At 71.6% G+C, this 11,952-nt stretch carries 13 protein-coding genes, 3 tRNA genes and 1 pseudogene; 16 read left to right on the top strand and 1 reads right to left on the bottom strand.

Annotation, left to right across the window (positions count from 1 at the left end):
• The first annotated feature begins 174 nt into the window (after positions 1-174).
• From U6N30_RS25435 to U6N30_RS25400, 8 genes are all read left to right on the top strand, one after another.
• Complete coding sequence (locus U6N30_RS25435) at positions 175-2,706, top strand: putative bifunctional diguanylate cyclase/phosphodiesterase (RefSeq protein ID WP_324274454.1); 2,532 nt, start codon at positions 175-177, stop codon at positions 2,704-2,706.
• A 66-nt stretch (positions 2,707-2,772) separates the two neighbouring features.
• A tRNA-Thr gene (locus U6N30_RS25430) sits at positions 2,773-2,845 on the top strand.
• Between the two features lie 47 nt (positions 2,846-2,892).
• Positions 2,893-2,966, top strand: a tRNA-Met gene (locus U6N30_RS25425).
• A 97-nt stretch (positions 2,967-3,063) separates the two neighbouring features.
• The gene (rpmG, locus tag U6N30_RS25420; protein WP_092194908.1) at positions 3,064-3,228 is read left to right on the top strand and encodes a 50S ribosomal protein L33; all 165 of its coding nucleotides are present in this window, start codon (positions 3,064-3,066) and stop codon (positions 3,226-3,228) included.
• A 32-nt stretch (positions 3,229-3,260) separates the two neighbouring features.
• Positions 3,261-3,716 carry an FAS1-like dehydratase domain-containing protein gene (locus U6N30_RS25415; RefSeq protein WP_324274453.1) on the top strand — a complete coding sequence of 152 codons (456 nt, stop codon included), beginning with the start codon at positions 3,261-3,263 and terminating at the stop codon, positions 3,714-3,716.
• Positions 3,713-4,129: a MaoC family dehydratase gene (locus U6N30_RS25410; protein ID WP_324274452.1), complete on the top strand. Its 417-nt coding sequence runs from the start codon at positions 3,713-3,715 to the stop codon at positions 4,127-4,129. The genes U6N30_RS25415 and U6N30_RS25410 overlap by 4 nt, the downstream gene beginning before the upstream one ends.
• Positions 4,126-5,109: a M1 aminopeptidase family protein gene (locus U6N30_RS25405; RefSeq protein ID WP_324274451.1), complete on the top strand. Its 984-nt coding sequence runs from the start codon at positions 4,126-4,128 to the stop codon at positions 5,107-5,109. The genes U6N30_RS25410 and U6N30_RS25405 overlap by 4 nt, the downstream gene beginning before the upstream one ends.
• The gene (locus U6N30_RS25400; protein ID WP_324274450.1) at positions 5,061-5,558 is read left to right on the top strand and encodes a M1 family aminopeptidase; all 498 of its coding nucleotides are present in this window, start codon (positions 5,061-5,063) and stop codon (positions 5,556-5,558) included. The genes U6N30_RS25405 and U6N30_RS25400 overlap by 49 nt, the downstream gene beginning before the upstream one ends.
• Positions 5,559-5,604: 46 nt before the next feature.
• Here U6N30_RS25400 and U6N30_RS25395 read toward each other — a convergent pair.
• Positions 5,605-6,854, bottom strand: a pseudogene (locus U6N30_RS25395) (pyridoxal phosphate-dependent aminotransferase).
• A gap of 368 nt (positions 6,855-7,222) precedes the next feature.
• Here U6N30_RS25395 and U6N30_RS25390 point away from each other — a divergent pair.
• The 8 genes from U6N30_RS25390 (at position 7,223) to U6N30_RS35810 (ending at position 11,704) form a co-directional block, all read left to right on the top strand.
• Positions 7,223-7,298: transfer RNA gene (locus U6N30_RS25390), tRNA-Trp, on the top strand.
• Positions 7,299-7,371: 73 nt separating this feature from the next.
• The gene (gene secE / locus U6N30_RS25385; protein ID WP_324274449.1) at positions 7,372-7,893 is read left to right on the top strand and encodes a preprotein translocase subunit SecE; all 522 of its coding nucleotides are present in this window, start codon (positions 7,372-7,374) and stop codon (positions 7,891-7,893) included.
• A 173-nt stretch (positions 7,894-8,066) separates the two neighbouring features.
• Positions 8,067-8,924 (top strand): transcription termination/antitermination protein NusG, encoded by an 858-nt coding sequence (gene nusG, locus U6N30_RS25380; protein ID WP_340371372.1) that lies wholly within the window; start codon positions 8,067-8,069, stop codon positions 8,922-8,924.
• Between the two features lie 181 nt (positions 8,925-9,105).
• Entirely contained in the window at positions 9,106-9,459 is a 354-nt protein-coding gene (rplK, locus tag U6N30_RS25375; protein WP_479690555.1) for a 50S ribosomal protein L11, read from the top strand.
• 86 nt (positions 9,460-9,545) lie between these two features.
• Positions 9,546-10,265, top strand: coding sequence for a 50S ribosomal protein L1 (gene rplA, locus U6N30_RS25370; protein ID WP_324274448.1), 720 nt, complete (start codon positions 9,546-9,548; stop codon positions 10,263-10,265).
• Between the two features lie 396 nt (positions 10,266-10,661).
• Positions 10,662-11,294, top strand: a complete 633-nt coding sequence (gene rplJ, locus U6N30_RS25365; protein ID WP_324274447.1) for a 50S ribosomal protein L10 — start codon at positions 10,662-10,664, stop codon at positions 11,292-11,294.
• A gap of 18 nt (positions 11,295-11,312) precedes the next feature.
• Complete coding sequence (locus U6N30_RS35815) at positions 11,313-11,567, top strand: hypothetical protein (RefSeq protein WP_479690554.1); 255 nt, start codon at positions 11,313-11,315, stop codon at positions 11,565-11,567.
• Positions 11,510-11,704: a ribosomal protein bL12 gene (locus U6N30_RS35810; RefSeq protein WP_479690628.1), complete on the top strand. Its 195-nt coding sequence runs from the start codon at positions 11,510-11,512 to the stop codon at positions 11,702-11,704. The genes U6N30_RS35815 and U6N30_RS35810 overlap by 58 nt, the downstream gene beginning before the upstream one ends.
• Positions 11,705-11,952: the final 248 nt, after the last annotated feature.

Genomic DNA, 11,952 nt, shown 5'->3' with positions numbered 1-11,952 from the left:
CTTCTCCGCCTGATCCACCGCCCGCCCGGACCGATGGCGTCGAGGCGGCCGGCCCACTGCTGGCCGCCTCGCGCCCGGGACGCCGTCCAACCCCTTCGGGTCGATGAGGCTTGCCCTGGCGCGGTCCGCTGTTAGCCTCGGCGCGCCCGACTTCCCAGGGAAACGCAGGTACGAGTGGCCGAGCAGGACCAGCACGCGCCGCACCGGCCGCTCCTCAGTGCCTGGAGCGTGGCCTGGATCGCGCTCGCCGTCGCCGTGCCGGTCTCACTGTGGGTCCTCGTCCCGCTGGCGGAGCCGGTAGCCCCGCTCCCGCTGGTCGCGGTCCTCCTCGGCCTGGTGGCCGCGGAGTCGTTCAACCTCGACTTCGAGTTCCGCAAGCAGGGCTTCTCGTACTCCCCGAGCGAGCTGGCCTTCGTGATGGCGCTGGTGACCGTGGGGCCCGCCTGGACGGCGGTCGCCTGGGCGGCCGCCGTCGGCATCGCTGTCCTGGCCCAGGGTTATCCGCCGCCGAAGGCTGCCTTCAACGTCAGCCTCGTCGTAATCGAAGTCTGCGTCGCCGCCGGCGTCCTGAGCCTGCTGCCCGCCGGCGAGATCTCCGAGCCCGCCACGTGGCTCTCCTACCTGGCGGCCGTGCTGCTCGCCAGCGTCGTGGGCTCGGCGTTGATCGCCGCTGCCATCACCACGACGCAGGGCTATCCCGGGCGCACGCTGTGGACGACGATCTTCGTGCCGCTCCTGATGATCGGGCCCGTCTCGGTCGTCGTCGGTCTGGCGGTCCTGCTGCTGGTCAGCGTCAGCTCGTGGGCATGGCTGCTGATCGCGCCGCTGCTGGTCGTGCTGGCCCTGCTCTACCGCCGCTTCGCAGCCGTCACGAGGGAAGGCCGCAGCGTCGAGCGGGTCTACGACTTCGCCCGGCGGGTCGAGCAGGTCTCACCCGACGAGGTGGGGACCCGGCAGATCGTCGAGGCCGTCCGCGAACTGCTCAACGCCGACCGTGTCGCGCTCTGGTTGCCCCCGTACCTCGACGAGGAGCCCCGGCTGGTCGTCGTCGCCGAGAACGGCGCGGTCTGGTACGACGGCCCGGGCGACCCCGACGACGTGTTCCGCCGGCGAGCGGTCGAATCCGACGGCGGACCGGTCCGGGTGGCCATGTCCCGCGCCGACGACGAGGAGGCGGCCGCGCTGACGCGGCGCGGGGTGTCGGACCTGCTGGGCGCGGCGGTGATGACGGCGGCCGGAGAGCCGGGCTACCTCGAGGTCTGCGACCGTCGCAGCGACATCATCTCCTTCGGCGACAGCGATCGTGCGGCCCTCGACTCCATGCTGACCCACGTCAACGCGGCCATCCGCCACCAGCAGCTGCTCACGCAGATCCGGTACGACGCCGACCACGACCGGCTGACCGGGCTGCCCAACCGGCAGCGCCTCGCCGCGGAGATCGACGAGCTCCTCGCCTCCGATCCGGTCACCGCCCGCGCGGGACTGATCCTGGCGGCCCTGGGCAACTACACCGAGGTCACCGACACGCTGGGCCACGCGGCGAGCGACGAGTTGCTGCTGGTCACCGCCGGGCTGCTGCGCGAGCACGCACCGCCGGCGGCGAGGCTGGCCCGGATGGAGGGCGAGCAGTTCGCCGTCCTGCTGCCCGGCCTCTCCCTCCAGGCCACCGAGCGCGCCGCGCGGAGGCTGCGGGAGGCGGCCTCGACGCGCGCCCGTGTCGCGGGGCTGGACCTGGAGGTCACGCTGACCATCGGGGTGGCGGCCGCCCCGGTGCACGGCGCGGACTCCGGGATGCTGATGCAGCGGGCCGACGTCGCCCTCCTGGCCGCGGCCGACTCCGGTGGGGTGGCCAGCTACCACCCGGTCCTCGACCAGCAGAGCCTGCGCCGGCTGCAGCTGGGCACCGAGCTCGAGCAGGCCATGGCCGACGGGCAGATCAGCGTGGTCTTCCAGCCGATCATCGACGCGCAGAGCTCCGACATCGTCTCCGTGGAGACGCTCGTGCGGTGGGCGCACCCGCGCTACGGGGCCATCGCGCCGGACGACTTCATCCATCTCGCCGAGCAGATCGGCCGCATCGGGGCCGTCACCGACCACGTGCTCGACCTCGCGCTGGCCCGCTGCCGGCGCTGGCTGGACCAGGACATCGCGCTCTCCGTCGCCGTCAACCTGTCGGTGCACTGCCTCACCGAGCCCGATCTCGTCTCCCGCGTCCGGCGCGCGCTGCAACGGCACCGCGTGCCGGGCGAGCTGCTCACCCTCGAGCTGACCGAGGGCAGCGTCGTCGACGATTCGGTGCGTGACAGCACGGTGCTCGCCGACCTGCACGGTCTGGGCCTGCGCCTGTCCATGGACGACTTCGGCACCGGCTACTCGTCGCTGTCGCAGCTCCGGCAGCTGCCGATCGACGAGGTCAAGATCGACAAGTCCTTCGTGCTGGGGATGTCCACCAGCCAGGGCGAGTCGTTCATCGCCCGCTCGATCATCGAGCTGGCGCACAACCTGGGGCTGCGGGTCGTCGCCGAAGGCGTGGAGGACGAGCTCACCAGGAACCTGCTGGCCGAGATGGGCTGCGACAAGCTGCAGGGCTTCCTGGTCAGCCGGCCGCTGCCCGACGACCGCCTGGAGAGCTGGCTGCTGGCGCGGACCGGCGTCCGGAAGGCTGCCCCGGGGGCGACCCACCGACGGCTGTTCGTGCGGACCTGACGCGTCGGACCCCTGCCCGACGCACGTGCTCCGGTCGGGTAGAGTTCCGGACGGCTCTTCGAGCACGCCCCTTTAGCTCAGTCGGCAGAGCGTCTCCATGGTAAGGAGAAGGTCTACGGTTCGATTCCGTAAAGGGGCTCTGTGGCCAGCCGGTCCAGTCGCGAGACCGGGCCGCACGGTCATCCCGGCGGTGTAGCTCAGCCTGGTAGAGCAAGCGGCTCATAATCGCTGTGTCACCGGTTCAAGTCCGGTCACCGCTACGCCCGACGGGCCCCGGTCGTCCGGGGTCCGTCCGCACGTCGCCAGCACCGTGACGGCATCCGCCGTCGCGGACGTACAAGGCTAGGAGCACTCCCCATGGCAGCGACCGACATCCGCCCGAAGATCACCCTGGCCTGCCAGGAGTGCAAGAACCGCAACTACATCACCCGCAAGAACCGTCGGAACGACCCCGACCGGCTCGAGCTGATGAAGTACTGCCCGCGTGAGCGCAAGCACACGCTGCACCGCGAGACCCGCTGACGCGGGTCGGTAGTCGAGCCGAGGGCGGGAGCATGGCGCTGGACCGGGAACTGGTCGGGCGCAGCTACCCGCCCTCTGCCGTCCACGAGGTGGGCCGGGCGAAGATCGCCGAGTTCGCCACCGCGATCGGTGAGCACGACCCGGTCCACCGGGACGTCGATGCCGCGAGAGCGGCCGGCCACCCCGACGTCATCGCGCCGCCCACCTTCGCGATCGCCGTCAGCCTCGAGGCCGCGATGGTGGTCCTCGACGACCCCGACGTCGCGATCGACTACACCCGAGTCGTCCACGGGGAGCAGCGGTTCGCCCACCACCGCCCGATCCGGGCCGGTGACCGGCTGGTGGCGACGACGACGATCGACGGGGCCAAGACCGTCGCCGGCAACGACATGCTGACGGCGCGGGTCGACCTCGCCACGGAGGACGGCGAGCCGGTCTGCACCGCCACGTCGATGCTCGTGGCCCGGGGCGAACGGGGAACACCGTGAGCACCCCGGCCGTGGAGGTGGGCACCGAGCTGCCCGAGCAGGTCTACCGCATCACCCGCGCGGACCTGGTCCGCTACGCCGGAGCCTCCGGCGACTTCAACCCGATCCACTGGAACGACCGCACCGCCACCGCCGTCGGCCTGCCGGGGGTCATCGCGCACGGGATGTACACGATGGCGCTGGCCGCCCGAGCGGTGACGGCCTGGACGGGCGATCCGGCCGCCGTCGTGGAGCAGCATGTCCGCTTCGGCCGTCCCGTCGCCGTCCCCGACGACGACGAGGGCGCCGAGGTGACGGTGCGCGGCAAGGTCGGGGCGCTGCTGGACGACGGACGGGCACGCGTCGACCTCACCGTCACCAGCGGCGGCGAGAAGGTGCTCTCCCTCGCGCGCGCGATCGTCCGCCTGGCATGAGGGCGCGGCGGGCCGCAGTCGCCGCTGCGACCGCGCTGCTGCTGACCGGGTGCACGTCGTTCGCCGACCCACCGGCGGCGCCTGACGCTCCGGCGCCGTCGGCTCCCGCGGCGGCGCCGGAGGACGTGGGCGGCTGCCCCGCGGAACGGGCCGAACCCGACCCCGACCGCCCCGAGATCTCCCTCGACTTCGCCCTGGCCGACGACCGGCGCACGGTGACCGGCACCGAGACCGTGACCTTCACGCCCGATCTCGACGTCCGCGAGCTCGTCTTCCGGCTCGTCCCGAACGGTCCGGACTCCTCGCCGGCGGGCAACCGGCTGGTCGTCGACGACGTCCGCGGGGACGACGTCGCCGGAGGGCGCTACGAGCCCGCGGGCGCGACCGGTCCCGGCGGGCTGTACGTCGTCGAGCTGGCGGAGGAGCTGGCGGTCGGGGAGCCCACCGAGGTGGTGCTGGACTTCACGCTGACCATCGGCAGCGGCGGGTTCGACCGCCTGGGCGTGGACGGCGGGGCCAGCTGGTGGGCGAGCGGCGCGCCGCTGCTCGCCTGGGAGTCCGGCGTCGGGTGGGCCGACGACCCGTTCGTGTCCGTGGGTGGGGAGACGGCGGTCAGCCCGGCCGCCGACACCGTCGTCACGGTCTCCGCCCCGGAGGAGCTCACCGTGCTCATGACGGGCGCGCAGGGGAACCCTCGGCGGCCCGGGACGGACGGCGGACCTGGACGTCGGTGGAGCCGGTGGCCCGCGACGTCGCGGTCGCGGTCGGGCCGTTCACCACCACGGAGGCCACCACCTCGGGCGGGACCCAGGTGCGGACCGGTGTGCTGCCAGGGGCCGCGGTTCCAGGTGACGTGCTCAGCACCTGGACGACCGCGGCCATCGCCGATCTCGAGGCATTCCTCGGCCCGTTCCCGTACGAGAGCCTCTCGGTGGCCCTGCTGCCCGACTTCGGCGGCGGCATCGAGTACCCGAGCATGATCCTGGAGGCGACGCCGAGCCGGGAGGTCCTCGTCCACGAGGTGGCCCACCAGTGGTTCTACGGCATGGTCGGCAACTCGCAGTTCCGCGATCCGTGGCTCGACGAGGCATTCGCGTCCTGGGCGGAGGCCGTCGTCGACCCCGGCTCCGGCCTCGTCCGTGAGGAGGCGCTGACCCTCGAGGGGCCGGTCGGCGCCGCCATGGACGAGTTCGAGAGCACCGGCAGCTATTTCCGGCTGGTCTACGACAAGGGCGGCGCGGCTCTGCTCGCGGCCCAGCGGGCGGTGGGCGAGGGAGCCTTCGACGCGGCGATCCGGTGCTACGTCGACGCGACGGCGTGGAGCCTCGCCACCCCGGTGGACGTGCACCGCGCACTGGCGGAGCTGCCGGCCGCCCTCCAGGTCCTCCAGGACGCCGGAGCCCTCGGCGAGGACGACGTCCCGCGATGAGGCCCGTGCAGTTCCGGCCCCGTCGCGAGGAGGACGGGGGCCCTCGTCAGCCGGCCGTGCCGAGCAGCCGTTGCATCCGGGAGACGCCCTCCGCCAGGTCCTCGTCGCCGAGGGCGTAGGACATGCGGAGGTAGCCCGGCGTCCCGAAGGCCTCGCCGGGGACGACGGCCACCTCGGCTTCCTCGAGGACGATCTCGGCGAGCTCGACGCTCGTCTCCGCCGTCCGCCCCGCGATCGGCCGTCCGAGCAGTCCCTTCACCGACGGGTAGACGTAGAACGCGCCCTGCGGCTCGGGGCAGGCGACGCCCGGGATCTCCCGCAGCATCGACACGATCGTCTGCCGCCGGCGGTCGAACGCCTCCCGCATCGTGGCGACGGCGGCAAGGTCACCGGTCAGGGCGGCGATGGCGGCGGCCTGGGAGACGTTCGCGACGTTGGAGGTCGCGTGCGACTGCAGGTTCGTCGCCGCCTTCACCACGTCGGTCGGCCCGAGGATCCAGCCCACCCGCCAGCCGGTCATCGCGTAGGTCTTGGCGACACCGTTGACGACGACGCAGCGCTCGGCGAGCTCGGGGACGACCACGGGCATCGACGGCGCGGTCACGCCGCCGTAGGTGAGGTGCTCGTAGATCTCGTCGGTGAGCACCCAGATGCCGGCGTCCAGGGCCCAGCGGCCGATCTCCTCGACCTGCTCGGCCGGGTACACCGCCCCCGTCGGGTTGGACGGCGAGCAGAAGAGCAGCACCTTGGTGCGGGGGTGCGCGCGGCCTCCAGCTGGGCGGCCGACACCAGGTAGCCGCTCTGCTCGTCGGCGACGACCGGTACCGGGACCCCGCCGGCCAGCCGGATCGCCTCCGGGTAGGTGGTCCAGAACGGTGCGGGCAGCAGGACCTCGTCGCCCGGGTCGAGCAGCGCGGCGAAGGCCTCGTAGACCGCCTGCTTGCCGCCGTTGGTCACCAGGACGTTCGCCGGGGTGGACTGCAGGCCGGAGTCGCGCAGCGTCTTCGCGACGATGGCCTCCTTGAGCGCGGGCAGCCCACCGGCGGGGGTGTAGCGGTGCATGGCCGGCTGGCGGCAGGCGGCGACCGCGGCCTCGACGATGTAGTCGGGGGTCGGGAAGTCCGGCTCGCCGGCGCCGAACCCGATGACCGGCTTGCCGGCGGCCTTCAGCGCCTTGGCCTTCGCGTCGACGGCCAGCGTGGCCGACTCGCTGATGGCGGCGATGCGGCGGGAGATGCGGCTCCCGCCCGTGGGGGTGGCGGACGGGCTGGCGGACTCCGAGGAGACGGCGGTCATGCGCCCATCGTGTCAAAGAAGGCGCATCCGCGATGCAGTCGGACGTGGGAGCACCGGGACGACACCGACCTGCAGCTCGTCGAGCAGCCCCGGCGCGGAGGTGCTGCCGCACCGTGGGGACGCCGCCCGGCGACGCGGGCCGGCGCCTGCCGCCGTCCTGCCGCCGCCCTGGCGTGCTCGAGGGCCGGCACCACCGTCGCGGACTCATCGGAGGGGAGGGCCGGCGGGAGGTTGGCTGTGCGCGCGTGCGGTCCCGTACACTGGCCGTCCTGGGGCAGCTGACCCCGCCACCGGCGTGCCCCGGAACCTCCTCGAGGCTCCGTGCTGTCGTGGTGAGGCGGGCGGTCCCGGGCCCCGCCCAGGGGACTAGGGGTGTAGCTCAATTGGCAGAGCAGCGGTCTCCAAAACCGCAGGCTGCAGGTTCAAGTCCTGTCACCCCTGCCACCGCACGGCAGGTTCCGACCGACCATCCGGCCGCTCATCCGAGCGGTCACCACGACGAGGCGAGCGAGGCGCAGTGAGCGACGAGAAGCCGGGACGTGAGGACGACCCTCGCGACGCCGAGCTGACCGACGAGCAGCTCGATCGCGATGCCCCCGGGGTCGACGACGCCGCGGAGCTCGAGGCCGCCGAGGACGAGCTGTCCGCCGAGGCGGCAGCCGACGAGGACAAGGTGGTCACCGCTCGTGACCGCGGTCGGCGCGGCCGGATCACCGCCGACGACGCCGACGACGAGGACGACGAGGTCCGGCCCGCCCGTGCGCGCCGTCCCGTCGGTGCGCGTCCGGCGACGCGGGACGGGGGCGGGACCCGGTCCCGGGCCGCCGCCGAGCGGGCTCGCACCGAGAGCGGGCAGAAGCGCTCGATCGCCCGGTTCCTGCGTGAGGTCGTCGCCGAGCTGCGGAAGGTCATCTGGCCGGGTCGTCGCGAGCTGATCACCTACACGACGGTGGTCATCATCTTCGTGGCGTTCATCGTCGCGCTGGTGGCCGGCCTGGACCTGCTCTTCGCCCAGGGCGTGATCGCCGTCTTCGGCTGATCTGCCGTCCCGCGCCTGAACGCCACCTGACAAGGAAGAGACAACACACGTGATCCAGCTTGTGAGATCACCAATGAGCGCAGCACCGTCGGTCACGACGCCGACGAGCGCCAGCGAGGAGAAGTAGTGACCGACCCCGCGAGCCCTTCGAGACCGCCACCCCGGTCGAAGGCGTGACCGCCACGGATCTGGACGACGCCGCACTCGAGCAGCGTGGGACCGCCGACGCCGAGACCGGCGCCGGTGAGCCCGGCGCGGCGGAGGGGTCCACCGACACGAGCGATCTCGACACCGACACCGACATCTCCGACGTGACGCCGGAGATCGAGAGCGGCGACACCGACAGCCTGGTGAGCGACCCGATGACCGCGCCCGCCGAGCCCTCCGACCTGCCCGCCCTCGCGGAGGCGGAGGACGAGGACCCGGTCGAGGCGATGAAGAAGGCCCTGCGCATCGCCCCGGGCGACTGGTACGTCGTGCACTCCTACGCCGGCTACGAGAACAAGGTGAAGACCAACCTCGAGGCACGGATCCAGTCCCTGGACGTCGAGGACTACATCTACCAGATCGAGGTGCCCACCGAGGAGGTCACCGAGATCAAGAACGGCAAGCGCGCGCAGGTCAACCGCAAGGTCCTGCCCGGCTACCTGCTGGTCCGCATGGAGCTCAACGACGAGTCCTGGGGCGCGGTCCGGAACACCCCGGGTGTCACCGGATTCGTCGGCGCGACCTCCAAGCCCTCGCCGCTGACGATCGACGAGGTCGTCAAGATCCTCGTGCCGGCGACGACACCGCAGGCCGCCCGCGCCACGGGGGCCGAGGCGACGACCGGTGGCGTCGCCGCCGCGCCGGCCGCCGTCGTCGACTTCGAGATCGGCGAGTCGGTGACCGTCATGGACGGCCCGTTCGCGACTCTTCCCGCCACGATCAACGAGATCAACGCCGAGCAGCAGAAGTTGCAGGTGCTGGTCTCCATCTTCGGCCGCGAGACGCCCGTCGAGCTGTCGTTCAACCAGGTCAGCAAGCTTTAGTCGAAGGACCCCTCTGCCCCCACCGTTCGCACGCTCACGGTGGGGCCCTGCAGAGGGGCCTTCCAACCAAGACCACAGCCCTACGTCCACGATGAAAAAAGGAAAGACATGCCCCCAGGAAGCGGTTGACCGCGGTCATCAAGCTCCAGATCAACGCCGGCGCGGCGACCCCGCCCCGCCCGTGGGTCCGGCGCTCGGCCAGCACGGCGTCAACATCATGGAGTTCTGCAAGGCCTACAACGCCGCGACCGAGTCGCAGCGCGGCAACGTGATCCCAGTCGAGATCTCGGTCTTCGAGGACCGGTCGTTCACGTTCGTCACCAAGACCCCGCCGGCCGCGCGCATGCTCCTCAAGGCCGCCGGTGTCGACAAGGGCTCGGGCGAGCCGCACAAGACGAAGGTCGCGACGGTCACCCGTGACCAGGTCCGCGAGATCGCCACCACCAAGATGGCCGACCTCAACGCCAACGACCTCGACCAGGCCGAGAAGATCATCGCCGGCACCGCCCGGTCGATGGGCATCACGGTCAAGTAGCCGCACCACCCAGCACCTCGTGGGAGGGCCTCGCCAGGCCCGTGAACCACGCGACCCCGGGCGCACAGCCCCGGAGAGGAATTCCCATGGCGAAGCACGGCAAGAAGTTCCGCGCGGTGGCCGAGAAGGTCGACCGCGACAACCTGTACTCCCCGCTCCAGGCCGCCAAGCTGGCCAAGGAGACGTCGACGACGTCCTACGACGCCACCGTCGAGGTCGCGATGCGCCTGGGCGTCGACCCGCGCAAGGCCGACCAGATGGTCCGCGGCACGGTCAACCTGCCGCACGGCACGGGCAAGACCGCCCGCGTCATCGTCTTCGCGACCGGTGACAAGGCCGCCGAGGCCGAAGCCGCCGGCGCCGACGTCGTCGGCTCCGACGACCTGATCGAGCAGATCCAGGGCGGCTTCCTCGACTTCGACGCCGCGATCGCGACGCCGGACCAGATGGCCAAGGTCGGCCGGATCGCCCGCATCCTCGGCCCCCGCGGCCTGATGCCGAACCCGAAGACCGGCACCGTGACCCCCGACGTCACCAAGGCCGTCAACGACATCAAGGGCGGGAAGATCAACTTCCGCGTCGACAAGCAGGCCAACCTGCACCTGGTGATCGGGAAGACCTCGTTCGACGAGGCCAAGCTGGTCGAGAACTACGCCGCAGCCCTCGACGAGGTCCTGCGCGCGAAGCCCTCCTCGGCCAAGGGGCGGTACCTCAAGAAGGTCACCGTCTCCACGACGATGGGCCCCGGCATCCCGGTCGACCCGAACCGCACCCGCAACATGCTGGTGGACGAGCCCACCGCCTGACAGCTCCACCAGGCATAGGTACCTATGCATGCGGATTCCGCCCGAAAACGCACGTATAGGTACCTATGCCTGGGCCGACGGCCCCGCGGTGCGCATCGCTGCGGGGCTTTCGTGCCTTCGCCGACGGGCGGTTGGCGGTCGCGCCGGTCCATCGCGTACCCTTGCCGCTGTTCCCCCAAGACCGTTGGTCGTCGCACGTCCGCGTGCGATCGAAGGTCCCGGAGTTCCGGGCGACCCGCGCAGGAGGACGGTTCGATCGACGGGCGTCGGTAGCACCACACCGAGCCCGCCCTCGCCCCGTGCGCCCTGCGCCGGGGCGTTCCTCGTCTCCGGGGCCGGTTGATCGCCCGCAGTCGCGCAACGGCCGGTGGTCGCCCGACAGACGAGAGGAGGCCCATGCCCACGCAGGCGAAGGCCGCGGTGATCGACGAGATCACCGAGCGGTTCCAGAACTCGAGTGCGGCGGTGCTCACCGAGTACCGCGGGCTGACCGTGGCGCAGCTGACCCAGCTGCGCCGTTCCCTCGGTGAGGGCAGCAGCTATGCAGTCGTCAAGAACACGCTGACGAAGCGCGCGGCGGACGCGGTCGGGTTCTCCGACCTCGGCCCGCTGCTCAACGGACCGACCGCGATCGCCTTCATCGAGGGCGACCCGGTCGAGGCCGCCAAGGCCATCCGGGACTTCGCCAAGGCCAACCCCGCCCTGATCGTCAAGGGCGGCGTGGTCGACGGCCGCCCGGTCGACGCCTCCGAGGTCACCCGCCTCGCCGACGTCGAGCCCCGTGAGGTCCTGCTGGCCAAGCTGGCCGGTGCGATGAAGGGCAACCTGACCAAGGCTGCCGGGCTCTTCCAGGCCCCGCTGTCCCAGGTCGCCCGCCTCGCCGCCGCGCTGCAGGAGAAGAAGGCCGCCGACGCCCCGGCCGAGGCTGCCGCTCCTGCCGCCGAGGCCGCTCCGGCCACCGATGACGCAGCTGCTGCTGACACCACCCCCGAGACCGACGCTGCCGCCGCCGACGCGGCCAGCGAGTGACCTGAGAAGGAGACAGACATGGCCAAGATTTCCAGCTCGGACCTGCTCGACGCTTTCAAGGAGATGACCCTCCTCGAGCTGTCCGACTTCGTGAAGCAGTTCGAGGAGACCTTCGACGTCACCGCGGCCGCCCCCGTGGCCGTCGCGGCCGCTCCGCCGCCGGTGGCGGTGGCGGCGGTGCCGAGGCCGCCGTCGAGCAGGACGAGTTCGACGTCATCCTCGAGGCTGCCGGGGACAAGAAGATCCAGGTCATCAAGGAGGTGCGCGGCCTGACCTCGCTCGGTCTGAAGGAGGCCAAGGACCTGGTCGACAACGCGCCGAAGCCCGTCCTGGAGAAGGTCGCCAAGGACGCCGCCGAGAAGGCCAAGGCCTCTCTCGAGGGCGCCGGCGCCACCGTCACCGTCAAGTGACACCGTCCCTGGCCTGAGCCGGGGACCGCACCACCGTCCGACCCATCAGGGGCCGTCCTCCTCCGGGAGGGCGGCCCCTGCTGTGTCCCCCGCCCAGGGGAACGAGCGGCCCCCAGGAGGGTTGTCTGGAGATTCCGGTCACGTGAATCGGGTGACACACGTAACCTGTGCCTCGCAACATCGTTACTCGTCAGTAGAAGTCGTCGTCGACCTCCGGATGCGGACCGGTCGGTGACGTCGGACACTGC

This window comes from Blastococcus brunescens, from assembly GCF_035320885.1.
Classification (GTDB): Bacteria; Actinomycetota; Actinomycetes; order Mycobacteriales; family Geodermatophilaceae; genus Blastococcus_B; species Blastococcus_B brunescens.
This window is presented reverse-complemented; position numbering and strand designations above follow the sequence as displayed.